Genomic DNA, 20,023 nt, shown 5'->3' on the forward strand with positions numbered 1-20,023 from the left:
GGGCTCCGTTCCGGTGGTGCGGGTCAACGGGGGTCGCCGGGCGTCCAGAGCTTCCCCGCGGGGGCCGGCTTCCCTTCCGACGGCTCCGACGGGGCCGCGGCCGCCGTCTTCCTCCGCTCGTCCTCGGGCGTCCACAGGCGCTCGCGCGCCTCGGCCTGCGCCATCGGGATCGCGGTCGCGCTCTCGATCATGTGGTCCACGGCCTTGCGGAGCCGCATGTCCTGCCGCAGCGCCTCCCAGCCCCCGTGGTCCCTGAGGTCGTGCATGAGGCGGTCGACGCTGCGGCCGGTGGCCTCGGCGTCGATGCGCACCTGCTCCTCGATCTCCTCGTCGGAGACCTCGATCGCCTGGGCGTCGGCGACGGCCTCGACGACGAGCTCGCGGCGCAGGGCCTGCTCGGCGTCGGGGCGCAGCTCCGCGACGATCTCCTCGAGCGTGCGGCCGGTGGCCTGCAGGTACTGCTCGAAGGAGACGCCCTCGGGGAGCTGGTCGGCGGTGCCCTGCAGGATGGTGCCGATGCGACGGTCCACCATGACGGCGGGCACGTCCACGCTCGAGCGCTCGGTGACGGCGTCGATGACCATCCGGCGGTAGAGCTCCTCGGCCTGCGCGTCGACCGACTCCTGCAGGCGGCGCTGCAGGTCGGCCTTCAGCTCGTCGAGGGTCTCGAACTCGCTGACCGCGACGGCCAGCTCGTCGTCGACCTCGGGGAGCAGCTTCTCCTGGACGGCCTTCACGGTCACGTCGTAGTCGACGGTGGTGCCGCGCAGCTCGGGGCGTCCGTCGCCCTCGCCGTAGGAGACGGGGAATGACACCGTGTCACCGGCGCTGACGCCGGTCAAAGCGGTGTCGAACTCCGGCACGAGGCGGCCGCCGCCGAGCTCGACGAGGTAGTCGCGCGCCGTGGCGTTCTTCATGCGCTTGCCGTTGACGGAGCCGTCGAAGTCGATGACGACGAAGTCGCCCGTCGCAGAGGGGCGGTCGGCGACCTGCAGGCGCGCGGCCTGCTGGCGGAGGCGCTCGATCTGCTCGTCGAGCGCGCCCTCGGGCACCTCGCCCTCGGCCTTGCCGACCTCGACGCCGGCGTAGTCGCCGAGCGTGGCCTTCGGTCGCACGTCGACCGTCGCCGTGAACGTCAGGTCGCCGGCCTCCGGGACGCCCTCGAGGTCGAGGTCGGGGTCGTCGATCGGGACGATCCCGGTCTCGGCGACGGCCTCGGAGTACCAGTCGCCGAGGGCGCTCTTGAGCATCTCCTGCACGACGGCGTCGTGGCCGATGCGCTGGATGATGACCTCGGCGGGCGCCTTGCCGGGCCGGAACCCGGGGACGCGGACCTCGCGTCCCAGCCGCCGGACGGCACGGTCCATGCGGCGCTGGACCTCGTCCTCGGGGACGGCGACGTCCAGGCGGACGCGGTTCTCCTCGAGGGTGGTGACTTCTGCGGTCAGCGGCATGCGTGCGTCCTCGCCCAGGTCTGTCTGATGTATGCGGGTGAGAGGACTCGAACCTCCAAGGGTTGCCCCACTAGGACCTAAACCTAGCGCGTCTGCCAGTTCCGCCACACCCGCCGGAAACAGGCGCCGAGGGGTGAACGATGGGATTCGAACCCACGACCGCCTGGACCACAACCAGGAGCTCTACCAGCTGAGCTACGTCCACCATGGGGCGGGCCGGGGGCCCGCCGGTGCGGAGCATAGCGGAGATGCGCGGCGCGGCCCCACCCCCGCGCGAGACGACAGAATGGGCCGCGTCGAGCGGCCACCGGAGGAGCACCGATGCGCGACACCCTCGTCCCCGGGATCGAGCACGAGCTGAGGTTCACGGTCCCGGCGACCAAGACGGTCCCCCACCTCTACCCCGAGTCGGAGGAGTTCGCGGGGATGCCGGAGGTCTTCGCGACCGGCTTCATGGTCGGGTTCGTGGAGTGGGCGTGCATCCGGGCGATCGCGCCGCACCTCGACCCCGGCGAGGTCTCGCTCGGCGTCCACGTCGACCTGAGCCACGACGCCGCCACGCCGCCCGGCATGGAGGTGGTGGCGCGCGTGCGGCTGGAGGCGGTCGAGGGCCGCGCCCTGACGTTCTCGGTCGAGGCCGACGACGCCCGTGAGCGGATCTGCGCGGGGACGCACCGGCGCTTCGTCGTCGACCGCGACCGCTTCGACGCGGGGGTGGCCCGGAAGGCGGGCTGACCCGCCCGCCGGGGCTACGGCTCGACGACCACCTTGACCGCCGTCCCGGAGCGGGCGAGGCGGAACGCCTCCTCCACGTCGGCGAGCGGCAGGCGGTGCGAGACGATCGGCCCCGCGTCGATCGCCCCGGAGGCGAGCAGCGCGAGCGCGTCGCGGGTGTCGAGGGGACCCGCCGAGTAGGTCGACTGGATCGTGACCTCGCGGAAGAACACCGCCCCGAGGTCGAGCGGGACGGGCGTGCCGGGCCGCGGCGGCGCGAAGAGCTGGACCACGCCCGCGGGGCCGGCCATGTGGAGGGCCCCCGCGATGGCGTCCGGCGCCGTCGTGCAGACGAAGACCTGGTCGGCCGGCCCGTCGAGGGCCTCGGCGACGGCCGCCGCGTCGTCGCCGTCGGGGATGACGGCGCCCGCCGCCGCGGCGAGCGCCCGGCGGTCGGCCCGCGGCTCGACGGCGGCGACGGCCCGGGCGCCGGCCGCGCGCGCCGCGCCGATCTCGAGGAGGCCCATCGCCCCCGCCCCCACCACCGCCACGCGGGCGCCCGGCCCGACGCCCGCCCAGCGCTGGCCGCGCAGCACGCAGCCGAGGGGCTCGATCAGCGTCGCCGCCCAGTCGGGCAGGCCGTCGGGGACGGTCAGGACGTCGAGCCGGGCGTTCTCGGCGGGCACGCGGATCAGCTCCGCGAGGCCGCCGGGGTCGATGCGGGTCGCCCGGAACGTGGCGCAGAGCGTGTGGCGCCCGGCGCGGCAGAGCGCGCAGGTCATGCACGGGACGTGGTGGTGCACGTGGACGCGCTCCCCCACCTCCACCGGCGCGCCGGGGCCGGCGGAGACCACCTCGCCGACCGGCTCGTGCCCGAGGACGACGGGCGCGCGCGGGTCCTGGTACCACCCCATCAGGTCGCTGCCGCAGAGCCCGCAGGCGCTCATGCGCACCACGAGCTCGCCGGCGCCCGCGACGGGGTCGGGCCGCTCCTCCAGAGCGACCCGTCCCCCGCCGTGGTACACCGCGACCCTCACACGGCGGAGGCTACCGGTGCGAGCCTCGCGGCCAGCGTGGCGACGCGCTCGCCGACGTACCGCGCGTAGTCGAGCTCGGCCTCGTCAACGCCGTTGACGCTGCTCGCGCCGTACGGGTTGCCGCCGGCCGGGTAGCCGCGCTCGGACGTGTAGCCCGGCGCCGCGATCAGGGCGCCCCAGTGGTGGAACGTGTTGTAGAGGGCGAGGATCGTCGACTCCTGCCCGCCGTGGGCGTTCTGGCTGCTGGTGAAGCCGGCGGCGACCTTGTCGGCCAGCTTGCCCTGGGCCCAGAGGCCGCCCGTCGTGTCCATGAACTGCTTGAGCTGCGACGAGACGTTGCCGAACCGGGTGGGCGTGCCGAAGATGTAGGCGTCGGCCCACTCCAGGTCGTCGAGCGTGGCCGTCGGGTCGTCCCTCACCTCGTCGCGGTGCGAGGACCAGGCGTCGTTCGCGGCGATCGCCTCCTTGGGGGCGAGCTCGGCGACGTGGCGCAGCCGGGTCTCGGCGCCGGCGGTGCGGGCGCCCTCGTCGACCGCGTGGGCCAGCCGGTGCACATTGCCCGTGGCGCTGTAGTAGATGATCGCGACCTTCGCCATGCTGTGACTCCCCGCGTTGAAAGTGGACGTGCGTCCGTTTTGACTCCGAGCGATGATGGCGGGATGCCCCCGCGAGGACAACCCCTGGCGCGCCTCGACATGGACGGGCGTCCGGTACGCCGCCGACGGCGTGATGCCTCCGCGAACCGCGAACGAATCCTCCGGGCCGCCGACGCGCTCCTGCGCGAACGCGGCGACGCCGTGCGGATGGAGGACGTCAGCGCCACCGCCGGCGTCGGCAAGGGGACGCTGTACCGCAACTACCCGAGCCGCGCGGCGCTCGCGGAGGCGCTGCTGGACGACATCTCCCGCGACCTGCAGGCGCGGGTGCTCGCCGCGGCGGGGCGGCCCGGCGCACCGCCGCTCGACCGCCTGGGCGACGTGGTCGCGATGGCCGGCGAGTTCACCGTCGACAACCTCGACCTGCTGTGCCTGGCGCGCGAGGGCCGCCGCGACGACCCCCGCACGACGGCGCCCTACCTGTGGCAGCGCATGGTGGTGACGGGCCTGCTGCGGGAGGCCGGCCGGGACGCGGGAGGCGGGGGCGGCGACCCCGGGTACCTCCCCGACGCGATCCTCGGGCTGATCGACCCGGCCCTCGTGCGGCACGGCCTGGAGACGCTCGGCGTCGGGCCGGCCGACCTCGTCGACACGGCCCGCCGGGCGGCCGTGGCGATGGCCCGGGTGCGGTGAACCGGGGTCCCCCGGGGTACGTAGGGTGTTCGTCAGGTCGGATCCACCACAGGGGGCGGGAACATGGCGACACCGGTGCTGCTGGTCCACGGCGCGTGGGCGAAGGGCTGGGCCTGGGGGTTCGTGCAGGCCGAGCTGGAGAAGCGGGGCGTGACGTCGACCACCGTCGACCTGCCGTCCGCCGACGCCGCGCCGAGCACCATGGCCGACGACGCCGCCGCGATCCGCGACGCGCTCGCCGCCCTCGACGCGCCGGCCGTCCTGGTGGGCCACTCCTACGCGGGCGTACCGGTCACCGAGGCCTCCGCGGGCAACGACCGCGTCGCCCACCTCGTCTACGTGTGCGCCGTGCTGCCCGAGGAGGGGCAGTCCACCGGGAGCCTGATGGGCGAGGACCCGAGCCCGAGCCGCGTCGGCGAGGCGATCCAGGCGACCGACGACGGCCTCTCCACCCTCTCGGCGGAGGGCGCGAAGGAGATCCTCTTCAACGACGTCAGCCAGGAGACCGCCGACCCGATCATCGCGGCGCTCGGCACGCACCGCCTGTCGGTGTTCGGCGAGGCGCCGACCGCCCTCGGCTGGAAGGAGCACCCGAGCACGTACGTGCTGACGACGCAGGACCTCGTGTTCTCCCCGGCCCTCCAGCGCCGGATGTCGGCGAACGCCGGCACCGTGGTCGAGGTCGACGCGGGCCACATCCCGCAGCTCTCGCGCGCCGCCGAGCTGGCCGACGTGATCGCGGCGGCCGCCGGGGCCTGATCGTCGCGGGCGGCCCCGCGGGCAGGCCTGCCCGCAGGGCCGCCGGGGTGCTCAGCCCGGGAGGGGTCGGGTGATCTCGACCCCGTGCGTCGCGGCCAGGGCGACGACGTCCTCCATCGTGGCGCCCTCGGGGACGCGCCCGGCCGCGCGGACGAAGCGCTCCATGGCCCCTCCGGGGACGAACGTGACCGAGGCGGTCGCGGCCGAGCCCGACTCGTTCCGGACGGTGTGCTCACGCCCGGCCGGGATGTGGACGACGTCCCCCGGGCCGTGCGTGGCGCGCCGCACGACGCCGCCCGCGTCGGCGTCGTAGAAGGTCAGCTCGCCGGTCTCCACCCGGTACACCTCGGCGGGTGCGTGACGGTGCAGGGCGGGCGGCCCGCCGCCGGCGTGCATGCGCACGTCGATCGCGAGGAGCGCGCCGCCGGTCTCGGCGCTGGAGACGCGGACGACGACCTCGTCGCCTCCGACGACGATCCGGTCGGGCGCGGTGTGGCTGCTCATGGGGACCTCCGGTGATATATGCAGGTGGGCTGCGTTCCTTGGCAAAGTGAAAGGCAGGTACCCTGCATATGTCAAGTCGGTTGCCCGACACCACCGCGCGCGACGCGCCGCCGATCCTCGCCGTGCTGCTCCGTGAGCCCTTCATGGCACTCACCGAGCGGGTCACCGCACGTCTCGCCGAGCGGGGGCACCCCGAGGTGCGGCCCGCCCACGGGAACGTGTTCGGGTTCCTCGACGACACCGGGACCCGGGTCGGGGTCCTCGCCGAGCGCGCCCAGGTGACGCGCCAGTCGATGGCCGAGCTGGTGGCGCACCTGGAGCGCCACGGCTACGTGGAGCAGGTGGCCGACCCGTCGGACCGGCGCGCGCGCCTCGTGCGGGCGACGGACCGCGGCCGGGAGGTCTTCGCCCTGGCGCGGCAGGTGAACGCGGAGATCGAGGAGGCGTGGACCACGCACCTCGGCGAGGCGCGCATGGCCGCGCTGCGCGAGTCGCTGGAGATGCTGGCGAGCGCCCCCTGAGCGGGGCCGTCAGCTGAAGGCGCTGAGGCCGGTGATCTCCCGCCCGACGATGAGGGCGTGGACGACGTCGGTGCCCTCCACCGTCGAGACGACCTCGATGTCGCCGAGGTGCCGGCCGACGTGGTTCTCGAGGAGGATGCCGTTGCCGCCGAGCAGGTCGCGGGCCTCCCCGACGACGGCGCGGCCGCGGGCGGCGTTGTGCATCTTCGCGAGCGACGCCATCGGCGCCGTCAGCTTGCCCTCGTCGAGCAGCGCGGCGAGGCGCAGGCAGATGAGGCGCATGCAGGTGAGGTCGGCGAGCATCTTCGCGAGCCGGAACTGGGTGAGCTGGTACCCCGCGATCGGGGTGCCGAACTGCTCGCGGCCGAGCGTGTACTCGACGGCCATCTCGTATGCCGCGGTCGCGTGGCCGAGGGCGCCCCACGCGATGCTCGGGCGGGCCCGCGCCAGCACGGAGGCGGCGTCGTCGAAGCTGGTGGCGCCGGCGAGGCGGTTCTCGGCCGGCACGCGCACGTCGGTGAGGGTGATGTCGGCCTGCCACGAGGCGCGCTTCGCCATCTTCCCGGTGATGGTGTGGGCCTCGACCCCGGGTGTCCCCTTCTCCACGACGTAGGCGCCGACGTCGCCGGCGCCGTCCCGCGCCCAGACGATCATGAGGTCGGCGAACATGGCGTTGCCGATCCACCGCTTCGCGCCGTCGATGACGTAGCCGTCGCCGAGGTGCCGGGCGCGCGTCTCGAGCGTCACGGCGTCCGACCCGTGGTCCGGCTCGGTGAGGGCGAACGCGCCGATCAGCTCGAGGCGCGCCATCGGGCCGAGCCAGCGCTCCTTCTGCTCCTCCGAGCCGAGCAGGGCGATCGCCGTCATCGCGAGGCCCGAGTGGACGCCGTGGAAGGTGCTGACGCTGCCGTCGCCGCGGGCGAGCTCCATCGACACGAGACCGGCGGCGAGGGGCGACAGGCCCGGCAGCCCGTGGCCGGTGAAGGTGCCGCCGCAGACGTTCAGCGCCGCGAGCTTCGGCAGCAGGGGGAAGGGGAACTCCGCCCGCTCCCAGTAGCCGTTGATGACCGGGAGGACGTCCTCGTCGCAGAACCGCCGGACGCGGTCGCGGACGTCGCGCTCCTCGTCGGTGAGCAGGTCCTCGGTGAGGAAGAGGTCGCTCGAGGTCGGGTCCACGTGCGCTCCTGGGTGCCGACGCCGCCTCCGGGTGGACGGATCGCCCGGAAGCCTGCCAGGGTTGGGGACCCCCGGTGCACCCGGGGCGACGAGCCGGTTCCGATACGACGGGGAGATCCGCATGGCCCAGTGCGCGCACACGAGCTGCACCTGCGACGCGAAGAAGGGCGAGCGCTTCTGCTCGCCGTGGTGCGAGGCCAACGCGAAGGCGCCGGAGTGCCACTGCCACCACGACTCCTGCGACGCGCCCCACCACCACTAGCCCGTGGCCCGGCGGGCGGGGCGCACCGCCCGCCGGGCCGCCCGCTCAGCCGGCCGCCGGGCCGTCCCCCTCCCCCGCCGGCACCCGGAAGCCCGTCGGGACCGTCGTGAGGTCGTGGGAGCTGATGACCCGGTCCACCAGCCCGTAGTCGCGGGCCTGCGCGGCGGTGAAGAACCGGTCGCGCTCCATGTCCCGGTGCACCTCCTCGGTGCTGCGGCCGGTGTGGCGGGCGTAGATCTCGTCGACCTCCCGGCGCAGGGCGATCGTCTCCCGGGCGTGGATCTCGATGTCGGTCGCCTGGCCCTGGTACCCGCCGCTCGGCTGGTGGATCAGGATGCGGCTGCTCGGCAGGGCCATCCGCTTGCCCGGGGCGCCGCCCGCGAGGAGCAGCGAGCCCATGCTCATCGCGACCCCGAAGCAGATCGTCTGCACGTCGGGCCGGATGAACTGCATCGTGTCGTAGATCGCGAGGCCGGCGTAGACGACCCCGCCCGGCGAGTTGATGTAGAGCGACACGTCCTTGTCGGGGTCGTCGCTCTCGAGGTGCAGCAACTGTGCGACCACGAGGTTCGCGACGGCGTCGTCGATCGGGGTGCCGATGAAGACGATGCGCTCGTTCAGCAGGCGGGAGTAGATGTCGAACGAGCGCTCCCCGCGCGGGCTCTGCTCGACCACCATCGGGATCAGGGGCATCTCGGCTATCCTCTCGGCAACTGGTTGGTTGTCAGACGATAGCAACCGAATGGTTGTCGAAGGGAGCCGATGTGGGCGTCCGCCGCGAGACCGATGTCGAGGCCACCCCCGAGGAGGTGTGGGAGGCCCTCTCCACCGAGGAGGGCCGCGAGCGCTGGCTCGACGAGCCGGGACGCGAGGTGGTGGTCGAGGTCGCCGACGCGCCGCACCGCCTCGTGTGGTGGTGGTGGGAGGGCGACGAACCCGCGACCCGGGTCGAGTTCCTCGTCGTCCCCGCCCCGGCGGGGACCCGCGTCGTCGTCACCGAGACCTCCCCCGTCGTCCCCATGGCCCGCCTCGCGGCCGCGTTCGCCCCGGCGTACGCGTGAGCGACCCGCTCGGAGCGGTGCTCGGCGCGCTCGCCGACCCGACGCGCCGCGAGATGGTCGAGGTGCTCCTCGCCGACGGCGTCACGAGCGTGCCGTCGCTGACCGGTCGCTTCCCCATCACGCGGCAGGCCGTCGCGAAGCACCTCGCGACCCTCGACGACGCCGGACTCGTCGAGCGCGTCGACGGCGCGGGGAGGGAGGTGCGCTACCGGCTGCGGCCCGGCGCCCTCGCGCCCGCCGCGGACTGGGTGCGCGCCGCCGAGTCGGCGTGGGACGGGCGGCTCGGCCGCCTCAAGCGCGCCGTCGAGGGGGACCCGGCGGCGTAGCGGCGCCCGCGGACCCGGCTCAGCGCGTCGCGGTGTGCTCCAGGATCGCGGGCACCACGACGTCCCAGACCGGCCGCGGCGGCACCTCGTGCCCCACGCCGTCGAGCAGGATCAGGCGGGCGCCGGGGATCCGCCGGGCGAGCGCCTCGCCGTGGGCGGGCGGGAACAGGGGGTCGTCGCGCCCGTGGAGCACGAGGGCCGGCGCGGTGATCGACGTGATCGCGCCGCGCGGCGGCGGGCCCTCGTCGAGGAGCCCGTGGTTGGTCAGGGTCGCCGCGATGTCGCGCGTCCGGTCGAAAACGGCCCCGGCGAGCGCGCGGACCTCCGCCTCGTCGACCCCGAGGCCACCCGCGTACCGCCGCTCGTCGGCGAGGAACGCCCGGATCACCGCCTCCGGTCGTCGGGGTCCGGCGGCGGGGCCGGCTCCTCGGCGACGGCCGCCTGCAGCGCCGCCGACGGCGGGGGCAGGTCGGGCTCGCCCGGGTCCCCGGGGCCGATGGGACTGGTGGACATGAGGGTGACCGACGCCACGCGACCGGGGTGGTCCACGGCGACGCGCTGGACGATGCCGCCGCCCATCGAGACCCCCGCCAGGTGGGCGCGTGCGATCCCGAGGGCGTCGAGGACGCCGACCACGTCGGCCGCGAGGTCGGCCCCGTCGTAGCCGGGCCGGCCCGCCGGGTAGCTCACCGACTGGCCCGTGTCGCGCAGGTCGTACCGCACGACCCGGCGGCCGCCGCGCGCGATCGCGGCGCAGAAGCCGTCGCGCCACCAGTCCATCGGGGCGCCCGCGCCGCCGACCAGGACGACGGCGGGGTCGGCGTCGTCGCCGAACGTCTGGACGCAGATCCCCACCCCGCCGACCGGGACGACCGTCCGCGCCGACCGGGCCACGTCCGGCGCCCCCCGACCGCCCGTCCCGTCCGCCATCGCCCCTCCCCCGTCCGTCCCGGCTGCGCCTCCCGGCCCTACCGGGTGACGCGCACGACCTCGCCGGCGCCGAGCAGTCGCTCACCGACGGCGGTGACGACGCGCAGGCGCCCCAGCTCGTCGGTCCCGGCGCAGGTGCCGACGACCTCCTCGTCGCCGAGGCTGACGGTGACGCCGTGGCCGGCGAGCGCGTCGCGGGCGGCGAACGCCGCGAGGACGCCGGCCGCGCCGCCGGCGGTCCACTCCGCGTAGCGGCGGCCGACCGCCGCCATCAGGGCGACGAGCAGATCGGCGCGGGCGGGGGGGTCGCCCCCGTCGGCGAGGGAGCCGGGCGTCCAGCGGGCGTCCTCGAGGGGCGGCGCGGCGCGGACGTTCACGCCGATCCCCGCGACGGCCCAGGCGACGCGCTCCTGGTCGGCGGACATCTCGCAGAGGATGCCGGCGACCTTGCGGGCATCGATGAGGATGTCGTTCGGCCACACGATGCGGGCGTCGTCGCCGAGGGCGTCCGCGGCGCCGACCGCCACGACCAGCGGGAGCAGGGCGACGTCGACGGGGGCGACGGGCGGCCGCATCAGCACCGACACCAGCAGGGCGTCCCCGCGGCCCGCGAGCCACGCACGGCCGCGGCGGCCGCGGCCGGCGCTCTGGCGGTCGGCGCCGACGATCGTCCCCTCCGGGGCGCCCGCACGCGCCCGCTCGGTGAGGTCGTCGTTCGTGGAGCCGGTCTCCGCGGACCAGGCGACCGGACCCGCGAGGGGCGGCGTGAGCCGGGGGGCGACGAGCGACGGCACGACGGGGTCCTCGTCGTCGCCCAGCCGGTAGCCGTCGTGGGCGCTGACGATCGCGACGCCCTCGCGGCGGAGGGCCTCGACGTGCCGGTGGACGGCGGCGCGGGAGCACCCGAGGTCGCCGGCGAGGGCCTCACCCGACACGCCGCCGCGGCCCGCCCGGACGAGGGCCTCCATCACGCGTTCGCGGCGTTCCGCGGTCCCGGGGACGGTCACGGGGTCATCCTCCCACCTGCGGCCGGCGCGCGGGGCCGGACTCAGCCGGCGGGGGCGCCGCGCGCCCGGCCGACGTCGGCGACCTGCAGGATCGGGAACGGACCGCGGAAACGGGTCCCCACCCGGGCTACACCCGGGTCGGTCGCGGCAGCGTGAGCACGACGACCTCGGCGCCGAGGCGGCGCGACCACTCCCACTCCCCGTCGAGGTCGTCGGAGGTCAGGACCACCCCCGTGTCGCCGTCCGCGACGATACCGTCGACCTCCCAGGCCGCCGCCTCGCGGACGTCCACGCCGTCGCGCACCAGCCACTCGTGCAGCATCCGCCGCACCGGTGAGGGCGAGAGCACGAGGACCACCCGGTCGACGGGGCGTGCGCCACGCATGATCGCGCGCTACCCCGGCGGGCCGGTGGTCAAACAGGCGTCAGCGGCCGAGGAGGATCCCACGGACCTCGTCCTCGCGTCCGGGCTCCAGGATCGCCAGCACCTGGTCGCCCGCGGCCAGCACGGTCTTGCCCGCGGCGAGCTCGGCGGTGCCGTCGCGGACGACCGAGATCAGGCGCGACCCGGTCGGCAGGCCGATCGCGTCGACGGCCTTGCCGATGCACGGACAGCTCGGGTCGATCTCGACCTCGATGATCTCGAGGTTCTCGCCGCGCAGCTCCAGCAGATGCACCAGGTCGTGCTCCGGCACCTCGTGCTCGATCAGCGCCATGATCCGCGCCGTCGGGCACACCGTCGGCGAGATGCCGAGCAGGTCGAAGTGCACCTGGTTGCGCGGGTCGTTGACCCGGGCGATCACCTTCTGGACCCCGTAGCGCTCCTGGGCGAGCTGGGCGATCACGAGGTTGTCCTCGTCGTCGCCGGTCACCGCCACCACGATGTCGGGCGGGCGGGCCACGCCGGCGCGCTCCAGCACGTAGAGCTCGGTCCCGTCGCCGTGGATGACGCGGTGGCCGAACTCGGCCTCCAGCGTGTCCGCGCGCTCGTGGCCGCTCTCGATGAGCACGACCTCCTGGTCGCGCTCCATCAGCGAGCGCGTCACGTTCGCGCCCACCTTCCCGCCCCCGACGATGATCGCGAACATCAGCCCCCCGCCTCCCGGCCCGCCGCGAGCGCCCAGCCCGCCAGGCCGTCGATCGCCATCTTCACCGGCGAGATCACCTCGAAGCCGCGGTCGGCGTAGGCGTCGGCCCGCGCCGGGTCCTGGATCCGCGCCGCCACGTGCTCCACCTCGTACCGCTTCACCGCCACCTGGGCGATGACGAGGTTCGTGTTGTCGCCGTCGGTCGCCGCGATCAGGACGTCGGCGTCGGCGACGCCGGCCTCCTCGAGGACCGCGGTGTCCATGCCGTGGCCGATCACGACCGGCTGCTTCCACTCGGGACCGAGGCGGCTGAGGTTCTCCTCGCGCATCTCGATGACGACGATCCTCCACCCCTCGTCGGCGAGGGTCCGCGCGAGCGTCGCGCCGACCCGTCCGCACCCGATCACGATGGCCTTCATCGACGCATCATGACGCGTCCGGGTCGTCCAGGACGCCCTCGGGATAGGTGACGACCATCACCTCGCACCGCGCCCGCCGCAGGACGGTGTCGACCGTCGGGCTGAAGAACCGCTTGTGGCGGCGCCAGCGGGCCGCGGACCCCATGACGATCAGGTCCGCGCCGATCGCGTCGGCCTCGCCGACGATCGCCTCGGCCAGCGACCGCGCCCGGACGACGTGCGGGACGAGGTCGACGTCCTGCTCGGCGGCGATCTCGCGGGCCTCCTCCATCGCCTCGACGGCCTCCCGCTCCTCGTCCCCCAGGTCGCAGTCGAGCTCCATCGACATCGGCACCCGCACGACGTGCAGCACCCGCACCTCCGCCCCCCGCTCCTCGGCGAGCCGCAGGGCGGTCGCGAGGACCTCCTCGCCGATGTCCGCGAGCTTCAGCGGCACGAGGATGCGGCGGGCGTCGCCCTCGCCGTCGCCGCCCACCAGGTCCGGCACGGCGGGCGTGGCGCGCCCGAGCAGCGTCTCGTTGCCGGCGCGCCGCGACACGAGGTAGACGACCGCCCCGATCGCGAGCCACACGGGGCCGACGACGGCGGCGCCGCCGTGGGTGAACAACGACGCGACCCAGAGGGCGAGCGTCAGGAGGCCGCCGACCACCGACGGCAGGGGGATCACCGCGCCGCGCCACGGCACGCCCAGGGGGACCCGGAACGGCCGCGCGAGCTCGGGCTCGTGGATCCGGAGGCGGATGACCGCGAACTGGGCGAGCGTCATCGCGATGAGGACGCCGAAGCTGTAGAGCCCGGCGAGGAAGAGCGCCCCGTCGCCGACGGCGTCGGCGACCACGATCAGCGCGGGGGCGATCACCGCGGCGGCGAGGGTGGCGGCGGGCGTCGGCAACGAGCCGCGCTCCGGCCGCGCGAACGCGTGGGGCAGCATGTCGTAGCGGGCCATCGAGTACGCGAGGCGCTCCCCGCCGGCGAGGGACGTCGCGATCGCCGTGATCAGGATCAGCGCGTTCGTGACGCCGACGATCCCGACGAGGAGGTCGGCGCCGCCGGGGAGCTCGTCGCCGATCGCCCGGGCGATCCCCACGAGGGGGGCCTGGAGCCAGTCGGTCGCGAGGTCGCTCGCCACGCCGTCGCTCTCCCCCGGCGCGGGGTGGGTCGGGTAGGCGGTCACGCCGACCATCGAGACGGCGACGTTCAGCACCACCACGGTGCCGATGCCGATGAAGAGGCTGCGCGGCAGGGTGCGGCCCGGCTCGCGGACCTCGGCCACGAAGTTCGTGACCGTCTCGAGCCCGGTGTAGGCGAGGGTCGCGAGCGACAGGGCGAGGATGATCGACGTCCACGACGGGGTGCGCCCGACGTCCATCCCCACGGTCAGCGCGTCGCTGGAGAAGACCAGGGCGAAGCCGAGCACCGCGATCACGGTCTGCACCAGCAGCGCGACCGCGGCGGCCGCCGCCGCGACGGCGAACAGGCGGATGCGCTTCACGCGCCGGACGATGGCGAGGGCCAGGATCACGAGGATCCCGACGACGGCGTCCCACGGCCGGTCGGACAGGGAGTCCCAGCCGAACGCCGTCCCGATGTAGGCGGGGACGAAGAGCGCCGCGATCGCGATCACGACGAGGTAGTCGAGGAACAGCAGCCAGCCGGTGGCGAAGCCGAGCGGGTCGCTGAACGCGCGGCGCACGAAGGTGGCGGCGCCGCCCGCCTCGGGCATCGCCGACGACCCCTCCGCGTAGGAGAGGGTCACCACGAGCATCAGGGCGCCGACGGCGAGGAGGATCCACGGCGTCAGGCCGACGGCGTAGAGCGCGACGATGCCGAGGGCGAAGATCAGCGACGTGCCGATCTCGCCGTAGGCGACGAGCGACAGGGCCCGTGCGCTGAGGGCCCGGGCGGGCCCCCTCAGCGGCGGCGCCACGCCAGCACCATGTAGAGCCGCAGGCCGCCGCCGAGGACCATCAGGCCGCCGATCAGCAGGCCGAGGCCGCCGCCGACGCCGAGCGCGACGGTCCGCGCGACCACGGCGACGCCGAGCGCGAGGACGACGAGCGCGAACACCGCGGGTGCGGGGATCCCCCTCATGCCGCCGCTCGTGCCGGCACGCGGCCGCCGACGACGATCGCCCGCACCGGGCTGTGCTTGAGGACGTGGCGGACGGTGCTGCCGAACACCGGGGCCCGGCGCTTCATGCCCGGCCGCGGCGCCCCGATGACGATCAGCTCGGCGCCGCGGGCGACGGCGTCGGCGACGATCGCGGGGCCGGCGCTGCGGGCGCGCACGAGGCGGGTGACGGCGCGGACGCCGTGGCTCTCGACGAGGGCGCGCGCGTCGTCGAGGAGCTCGTTGGCCTCCCGCTCCTCGTCGGGCAGGACCGCCGTGAGCGGCAGGGTCATGGGGATCTCGAGCACGTGGACGATCGCCACCCGCGACCGGCGCTCCCCCGCGAGGCGGGCCGCGGCGACGAGGGCCTCCTCGGTCTCGGCGGAGCGGACGACGGGGACGACGATCGAGCGGTACTCGATGCGGAGGCCCGCGGCCATGACAAGCGCGGGCGCGCGGACCGTCGCCCGCAGCGGCAGGCGGAGCACCCGCGTGCGGTAGACGGTGTAGACGACGAACCCGAGCGCGAGCCACCCGAGGCCCGCCCAGCGGGTGAGCGGTTCCTGGACCACGACGACGAGCCACGCGAGGCCGGTGGCGAGGCCGCCGAGGATCGCGAACAGCGGCCAGTCGACGCCGCGGAACCGGACGTTCGGCCGCGCCCGGTACACGAGCTCCTCGTCGCGGCGGCGGACGCGCAGGGCGACGAGCGAGACGTGGGCGATCGTGAACGAGAGCATCGCCCCGAACGAGTACATCGTGCCGAGGAAGTCCGTCTGCCCCGGCAGCAGCGCGATGATCGCCGCGAGGCCCGCGAACAGGACGAGGGCGAGCCACGGCGTGCGGAAACGGGGGTGGAGGCGCCGGAAGGGCTCCGGGAGCTGGCGGTAGCTCGCCATCGAGTAGGTGATGCGCGACGCGCCGATCACCCCGGCGTTCGCGGCGATGAACAGGATCGTGGCGGCGAGGACGCCGACGTAGATCTCGAGGGCGTCGAGGGTGAGGCCCGTGATCCCGAGGTTGTCGACGATCCCGAGGACCGGGTCGTTCGCGAAGCCCCCCTCCTCGGGCGGCAGGCCGAGCGGGGTGGTGTAGCCGTCGGGGCCGAGGGTCACCGGCAGCGCCGACAGGGCGATCGCCGGCAGCGTGAAGTAGATGGCGTACACGGCGATGGCGACCATCCGGATCGCCTTCGGGATGTCGCGGGAGGGGTCGCGCGCCTCCTCCGACAGGTTCGAGATCGTCTCGATTCCCGTGTAGGCGATCATCGCGACGGGGATCGCGAGGAAGAAGCTGCTCCACGTCGGCGCGACGCCGAACGTGACGTTCGCGGTGAGGATGTCCGGCGAGAAGATCAGGACGAAGCCCAGGACCACGAGGAGCGCCTGGGTGGCGAAGTCGATGACCGCCAGCAGCACGTTGAGCTTGGCGGCCTCCTTGACCCCGACGATGTTGACCCCGACGAGCAGCACGATGATCGCCGCGCCGACGATCACGTCCCACGGGTTCTGCTTCAGCGGCTCCCAGAAGATCGAGAGGTAGTGCGGCACGAAGAACGCCGAGATGGCGATCGTGATGATGTAGTTGAGCATCTGGGCCCACCCGGCCCCGAAGCTCACGACCTCGTCGAACGCGTGCCGCGCGAAGCTGGCCGACCCGCCCGCCTCCGGGTAGCGCACCGTGCCCTCGGCGTAGGTCGCGGCGGTCGCCGCGAAGATCAGCCCCGCGATCAGGAAGACGAGGGGCGTCAGCCCCAGGGCGAAAGCGGCGGTGACCCCGAGCGCGTAGTAGATCGACGAGCCGACGTTGCCGTAGGCCGTCGCGAACAGGGCGGGGGCCCCGAGCACGCGTTCGAGCCCCTGCTGCTCACGGCGTCGGCGGGCCACGGCGGGCACTCTACGTCGCGGCGGCGCCACCCATCACGGGTCGGTCGCGGGGAGCCGGAACGCGAGGACCGCCCCGCCCCCGGGGGCGGCCTCCGCCCACACCCGCCCGCCGTGCGCGGTCACGGCGCGCTGCACGATCGCCAGCCCGATCCCGGCCCCCTCCACGCCCGTCGCGTTGGGCAGGCGCTCGAAGGCGCCGAAGATCGCGTCGGTGCGGTCGCCCGGGCCGAAGCCGACGCCGTCGTCGCGGACGGACACGACCAGGCCGTCCGCCTCGCGGTGCGCGGCGACGGTCACCGTCCCTCCCCCGGGGCGGCTGAACTTGACGGCGTTGGACAGCAGGTTCGCGAAGACCTGGCGCAGCAGCGGCCCGTCCCCCGGCCACGTCGGGAGGTCCCCGATCTCGATGCGGACGCCCGCGGCACGGGCCGTCTCGGCCAGGTCGGCCCGCGCCTCGTGCGCCAGCGCGCCGAGGTCGACGGGCACCGGCGCCATCCGGCCGGCGCGCCGTCCCGCCTGGGAGAGCTCGAGGAGGGCGCCGATCATCGCCGTCATCACCTCTGCGCCGTCGCGGATGCGCCGCAGGTCGCGGGGCGCGCCGTCGCCGAGATCGTCCTCCAGCGAGCGCGAGAAGCCCTCGATGGCCCGCAGCGGGGCGCGCAGGTCGTGGGAGACCCGGTACGAGAACGCCTCGAGCTCCTCGTAGGCGCGGGCGAGCTCGGCGGTGCGGGCCGCCACCCGCACCTCCAGGTCGGCGTTCGCGCGGCGCAGCCCCTCCTCGAGCGCCCGGTAGTCGCTGACGTCGGTGGCGACGGTGACGAGGCCGGCGAGGTCGCCGGCGGCGCCGAACCAGGGCACCCGGGTCACCCGCCACGTCCGCCCCCGGGCGGCGTCGTGGGCCTCGACGGTGGACGGCGCGCCGTCCACCACCCTCCCGAGTGCCTCCGCGGCGAACGTCCGCCACTCCGCCGGGGCGACCTCGTCGGGGGTGCGGCCGAGGATCTCCTCGCGGGGGCGCCCGCACCAGTCGCAGAACGCCTGGTTCACCGCGAGGTAGCACCCGTCCGCGTCGCGCAGGAACAGGGGGTCGGGGACCGCGTCGATCATCGACGACAGCAGGTCGCGGCGGGCCCGGATCGCCTCCCGCGCCTCCTGGCGGGCGGTGACGTCGGCGATCGACGCGACGGCCTCGGGGCGCCCGTCCGGGCCCGTCGAGGGGGCGGCGCTGACCGACACCCAGACCCGGCGCCCGTCGGGGCGGAGCACGCCGAGGATCCGGCCGGTGACGGTCTCCCCGTCGCGCAGCGCCCGGGCGACGGGGTGGTCCTCCACCGGCACGTCGGCCCCGTCCTCGTCGACCACCCGCCAGCCGGGGGTCGAGAGCCACGCCGGCCCGTCGTCGGGGTCGGCGCCGCAGATCTCCCAGAAGGCGGGGTTCGCGAGGATGAGGCGGCCGTCCTCGTCCCACAGCGTCACGCCGTCGCGGAGCACCTCGACGAGCGCGCGGAACCGCTCGCCGGCGTGCTCGCCCCGGTTCACGCCCCGGCGGCGGCGTCGAGGACCTGGCGCACCCGGAACGCCAGCTCGTCGGGCGTGAAGGGCTTCTGCAGGAAGACCCCCTCCGCCTCGTGGGCGGCGCGGTCGATCAGCGTCCCCTCGGCGTACCCCGACATGAACACGACCCGCGCGTCGGGGCGGGCGGCGCGGAACCGGCGCGCCAGCTCCGGCCCGTTGACGCCCGGCATCACGACGTCGGTCAGCAGCAGGTCGACGGGGGTCCGCGACCAGAGCGCCGCGGCGGACGCCGCCGAGTCGGCGACGAGGACCGCGTACCCGGCCCGCTCCAGCGTCCGGCTGACGAGGCGGCGCACCGCCGGCTCGTCCTCGACCACGAGGATCGACTCGTGCCCGCCCCCGGGCCGCGGCGGGGCGGGGCCGGGGCCGCCGTCGGTGGCGGGGGCGGCCCCCTCCACGAGCGGCAGGTGGATCGTGAAGGTGGTGCCGAAGCCGACGCGGGTGTCGACGCCGATGTGGCCGCCGTGGCGGACGACGATGGCGTGGACCGTCGGCAGGCCGAGCCCGCTGCCCCGCCCGGGCTCCTTCGTGGTGAAGAACGGCTCGAAGAGGTGCCGCAGGACGTCGTCGGGGATGCCGACGCCGGTGTCGCCCACGCGGAGGCGGGCGTACCGGGCGCCGTGGTTCCCGTCGTCCCCGGCGAGGCCGTCCGCCTCCGCCACGTCGAGGCCGATGGAGAGCACCCCGCCCTCCGGCATCGCGTCGCGGGCGTTCACGGCGAGGTTCATGAGGAGCTGCTCGACCTCCGTCGGGTCGGCCCGCACCATCAGCGGCACGTCCGGACCGTGGGAGCTGACCTCGATGTGCTCGCCGATGACCCGCGCGAGCAGGCTGTCCATGTCGTCGACGACGGCCCGGAGGTCGATCGCACGGTCGGCGGGGGGGTTCCGGTGGCTCACCGCGAGCAGCTGCCGGGTGAGCGCCGCCCCCCGCTCGGCGGCGCGGCGGATCTCCTCGACGTCGCCGCGGCGCGCGTCCCCGGGCGGCAGGTCGTCGGCGAGCAGCTCGGCGGACCCCGCGATGACGGTGAGGAGGTTGTTGAAGTCGTGGGCGACGCCCCCGGCGAGGCGGCCGACGGCCTCCATCTTCTGGGAGCGCAGCAGGCGCTGCTCGAGCTCCCGCTGCTCGGTCACGTCGCGGGCCACGACCAGGAAGTCCTCCTGCGTCCCGCCGGACCCGCGGGGGCGCACCACGATGTTGGCGCGGAACAGCGAGCCGTCGCGGCGGCGGCGCTCGCCCTCGTCCTCGGCGCGGCCCCGGGCCGCCGCCGCCCCGAGCAGGCGGACGGCCTCCCCGTCGGCCGCGTCGGGGGCGACGAGCACGCCGGGCGGCGACGCGCCGAGGACCTCCTCCGCCGGGTAGCCGAAGGCCCGCTCGGCGCCGCGTCCCCACGTGAGGGGGCGGCCCGCGGCGTCGACCAGGAAGATCGCGTACTCCTCGACGCTCTCGACGAGCAGGTCGAAGCGCTCGGCGCTGAGGCGCGCCTGCTCGCGGGCCCGCCGGCCCGCCGCCACGAGGGCCTGCTCGCGGACGGCGCCGCGCACGACAGCGGCGAGGCTCTCGAGGCGGTCCTTGGAGAGGTAGTCGGCGGCGCCGTGCTTGATGACGGCGGCGGCGCGCTCCTCGCCGATCGCGCCGGAGACGACGACCACCGGCGTGTCGAGGCCGGCGACGTCGCGGAGGTCGAGCGCCCGCATCGCCCCGAACCCCGGGAGGAGGAAGTCGGCGACGATCACGTCCGGGGGGTCGGCGAGGGCCGCGGCGAACGAGGCCTCCGAGTCGACGCGACGGGCGTCGACGGGACCGAGGTCGCTCTCGAGGCGGCGCCGGAGCAGCTCGTAGTCGGCGTCGGAGTCCTCGAGGACGAGCACCCGGAGGGGGGCGCCCGGCGGTGGCTCCCGGTCGG

The 20,023-nt window shown here is 75.0% G+C and carries 24 protein-coding genes and 2 tRNA genes; 7 read left to right on the forward strand and 19 right to left on the reverse strand.

What is annotated here, in order from left to right; genetic code table 11:
• Nucleotides 1-23: 23 nt before the first annotated feature.
• The 3 genes from tig to IU369_RS11560 form a co-directional block, all read right to left on the reverse strand.
• Nucleotides 24-1,454 carry a trigger factor gene (gene tig, locus IU369_RS11550; protein ID WP_217921133.1) on the reverse strand — a complete coding sequence of 477 codons (1,431 nt, stop codon included), beginning with the start codon at nt 1,452-1,454 and terminating at the stop codon, nt 24-26.
• A 32-nt stretch (nt 1,455-1,486) separates the two neighbouring features.
• Nucleotides 1,487-1,568, reverse strand: a tRNA-Leu gene (locus IU369_RS11555).
• A gap of 18 nt (nt 1,569-1,586) precedes the next feature.
• A tRNA-His gene (locus tag IU369_RS11560) sits at nt 1,587-1,659 on the reverse strand.
• 116 nt (nt 1,660-1,775) lie between these two features.
• Between IU369_RS11560 and IU369_RS11565 the strand changes: the two genes are divergently transcribed.
• Entirely contained in the window at nt 1,776-2,189 is a 414-nt protein-coding gene (locus IU369_RS11565) for a thioesterase family protein (protein ID WP_217921134.1), read from the forward strand.
• A 14-nt stretch (nt 2,190-2,203) separates the two neighbouring features.
• On the opposite strand, the gene IU369_RS11570 is transcribed toward IU369_RS11565, so the two are convergent.
• Entirely contained in the window at nt 2,204-3,205 is a 1,002-nt protein-coding gene (locus IU369_RS11570; RefSeq protein ID WP_217921135.1) for an alcohol dehydrogenase catalytic domain-containing protein, read from the reverse strand.
• Nucleotides 3,202-3,801, reverse strand: coding sequence for an NAD(P)H:quinone oxidoreductase (gene wrbA / locus IU369_RS11575; RefSeq protein ID WP_217921136.1), 600 nt, complete (start codon nt 3,799-3,801; stop codon nt 3,202-3,204). Before wrbA ends, IU369_RS11570 begins: the two co-directional genes overlap by 4 nt.
• Nucleotides 3,802-3,864: 63 nt before the next feature.
• On the opposite strand from wrbA, the gene IU369_RS11580 reads away from it, so the two are divergent.
• Together IU369_RS11580 and IU369_RS11585 are read left to right on the forward strand one after the other, a co-directional pair.
• A complete protein-coding gene (locus IU369_RS11580) occupies nt 3,865-4,494 on the forward strand; it encodes a TetR/AcrR family transcriptional regulator (protein ID WP_217921137.1) in 630 nt (209 codons plus the stop codon).
• Nucleotides 4,495-4,557: 63 nt separating this feature from the next.
• Nucleotides 4,558-5,253, forward strand: a complete 696-nt coding sequence (locus IU369_RS11585; protein WP_217921138.1) for an alpha/beta hydrolase — start codon at nt 4,558-4,560, stop codon at nt 5,251-5,253.
• Nucleotides 5,254-5,304: 51 nt separating this feature from the next.
• On the opposite strand, the gene IU369_RS11590 is transcribed toward IU369_RS11585, so the two are convergent.
• Nucleotides 5,305-5,757: a cupin domain-containing protein gene (locus IU369_RS11590; RefSeq protein WP_217921139.1), complete on the reverse strand. Its 453-nt coding sequence runs from the start codon at nt 5,755-5,757 to the stop codon at nt 5,305-5,307.
• Between the two features lie 80 nt (nt 5,758-5,837).
• Between IU369_RS11590 and IU369_RS11595 the strand changes: the two genes are divergently transcribed.
• Nucleotides 5,838-6,278 carry a MarR family winged helix-turn-helix transcriptional regulator gene (locus tag IU369_RS11595; protein ID WP_217921140.1) on the forward strand — a complete coding sequence of 147 codons (441 nt, stop codon included), beginning with the start codon at nt 5,838-5,840 and terminating at the stop codon, nt 6,276-6,278.
• A gap of 9 nt (nt 6,279-6,287) precedes the next feature.
• On the opposite strand, the gene IU369_RS11600 is transcribed toward IU369_RS11595, so the two are convergent.
• On the reverse strand, nt 6,288-7,454 hold the full coding sequence (locus IU369_RS11600) for an acyl-CoA dehydrogenase family protein (RefSeq protein WP_217921141.1): 1,167 nt from the start codon (nt 7,452-7,454) through the stop codon (nt 6,288-6,290).
• A gap of 121 nt (nt 7,455-7,575) precedes the next feature.
• On the opposite strand from IU369_RS11600, the gene IU369_RS11605 reads away from it, so the two are divergent.
• A complete protein-coding gene (locus tag IU369_RS11605) occupies nt 7,576-7,716 on the forward strand; it encodes a hypothetical protein (protein ID WP_217921142.1) in 141 nt (46 codons plus the stop codon).
• Nucleotides 7,717-7,761: 45 nt separating this feature from the next.
• On the opposite strand, the gene IU369_RS11610 is transcribed toward IU369_RS11605, so the two are convergent.
• On the reverse strand, nt 7,762-8,409 hold the full coding sequence (locus tag IU369_RS11610; RefSeq protein ID WP_217921143.1) for an ATP-dependent Clp protease proteolytic subunit: 648 nt from the start codon (nt 8,407-8,409) through the stop codon (nt 7,762-7,764).
• A 71-nt stretch (nt 8,410-8,480) separates the two neighbouring features.
• Here IU369_RS11610 and IU369_RS11615 point away from each other — a divergent pair, with 71 nt between their 5' ends.
• Both IU369_RS11615 and IU369_RS11620 read left to right on the forward strand, forming a co-directional pair.
• On the forward strand, nt 8,481-8,777 hold the full coding sequence (locus IU369_RS11615) for an SRPBCC family protein (protein WP_217921144.1): 297 nt from the start codon (nt 8,481-8,483) through the stop codon (nt 8,775-8,777).
• Nucleotides 8,774-9,103, forward strand: a complete 330-nt coding sequence (locus IU369_RS11620; RefSeq protein ID WP_217921145.1) for an ArsR/SmtB family transcription factor — start codon at nt 8,774-8,776, stop codon at nt 9,101-9,103. The genes IU369_RS11615 and IU369_RS11620 overlap by 4 nt, the downstream gene beginning before the upstream one ends.
• Before the next feature lie 19 nt (nt 9,104-9,122).
• On the opposite strand, the gene IU369_RS11625 is transcribed toward IU369_RS11620, so the two are convergent.
• The 11 genes from IU369_RS11625 to IU369_RS11675 form a co-directional block, all read right to left on the reverse strand.
• A complete protein-coding gene (locus IU369_RS11625) occupies nt 9,123-9,491 on the reverse strand; it encodes an alpha/beta fold hydrolase (protein ID WP_217921146.1) in 369 nt (122 codons plus the stop codon).
• Nucleotides 9,488-10,033 carry an alpha/beta fold hydrolase gene (locus tag IU369_RS11630; RefSeq protein WP_217921147.1) on the reverse strand — a complete coding sequence of 182 codons (546 nt, stop codon included), beginning with the start codon at nt 10,031-10,033 and terminating at the stop codon, nt 9,488-9,490. Before IU369_RS11630 ends, IU369_RS11625 begins: the two co-directional genes overlap by 4 nt.
• 38 nt (nt 10,034-10,071) lie before the next feature.
• Complete coding sequence (locus tag IU369_RS11635; protein WP_217921148.1) at nt 10,072-11,040, reverse strand: biotin--[acetyl-CoA-carboxylase] ligase; 969 nt, start codon at nt 11,038-11,040, stop codon at nt 10,072-10,074.
• A gap of 127 nt (nt 11,041-11,167) precedes the next feature.
• Nucleotides 11,168-11,425 carry a hypothetical protein gene (locus tag IU369_RS11640; RefSeq protein WP_217921149.1) on the reverse strand — a complete coding sequence of 86 codons (258 nt, stop codon included), beginning with the start codon at nt 11,423-11,425 and terminating at the stop codon, nt 11,168-11,170.
• 40 nt (nt 11,426-11,465) lie between these two features.
• On the reverse strand, nt 11,466-12,128 hold the full coding sequence (locus IU369_RS11645) for a potassium channel family protein (protein WP_217921150.1): 663 nt from the start codon (nt 12,126-12,128) through the stop codon (nt 11,466-11,468).
• The gene (locus tag IU369_RS11650) at nt 12,128-12,547 is read right to left on the reverse strand and encodes a potassium channel family protein (protein ID WP_217921151.1); all 420 of its coding nucleotides are present in this window, start codon (nt 12,545-12,547) and stop codon (nt 12,128-12,130) included. Before IU369_RS11650 ends, IU369_RS11645 begins: the two co-directional genes overlap by 1 nt.
• 7 nt (nt 12,548-12,554) lie before the next feature.
• Nucleotides 12,555-14,474, reverse strand: a complete 1,920-nt coding sequence (locus IU369_RS11655; protein ID WP_217921152.1) for a universal stress protein — start codon at nt 14,472-14,474, stop codon at nt 12,555-12,557.
• Nucleotides 14,459-14,638 carry a hypothetical protein gene (locus IU369_RS11660; protein WP_217921153.1) on the reverse strand — a complete coding sequence of 60 codons (180 nt, stop codon included), beginning with the start codon at nt 14,636-14,638 and terminating at the stop codon, nt 14,459-14,461. Before IU369_RS11660 ends, IU369_RS11655 begins: the two co-directional genes overlap by 16 nt.
• On the reverse strand, nt 14,635-16,542 hold the full coding sequence (locus tag IU369_RS11665; RefSeq protein WP_217921154.1) for a universal stress protein: 1,908 nt from the start codon (nt 16,540-16,542) through the stop codon (nt 14,635-14,637). The genes IU369_RS11660 and IU369_RS11665 overlap by 4 nt, the downstream gene beginning before the upstream one ends.
• A 33-nt stretch (nt 16,543-16,575) precedes the next feature.
• A complete protein-coding gene (locus IU369_RS11670; protein ID WP_217921155.1) occupies nt 16,576-18,081 on the reverse strand; it encodes a sensor histidine kinase in 1,506 nt (501 codons plus the stop codon).
• Complete coding sequence (locus IU369_RS11675) at nt 18,078-19,988, reverse strand: hybrid sensor histidine kinase/response regulator (RefSeq protein ID WP_217921156.1); 1,911 nt, start codon at nt 19,986-19,988, stop codon at nt 18,078-18,080. The genes IU369_RS11670 and IU369_RS11675 overlap by 4 nt, the downstream gene beginning before the upstream one ends.
• Nucleotides 19,989-20,023 lie beyond the last annotated feature (35 nt).

This window comes from Miltoncostaea oceani (genome assembly GCF_018141545.1).
Classification (GTDB): domain Bacteria; phylum Actinomycetota; class Thermoleophilia; order Miltoncostaeales; family Miltoncostaeaceae; genus Miltoncostaea; species Miltoncostaea oceani.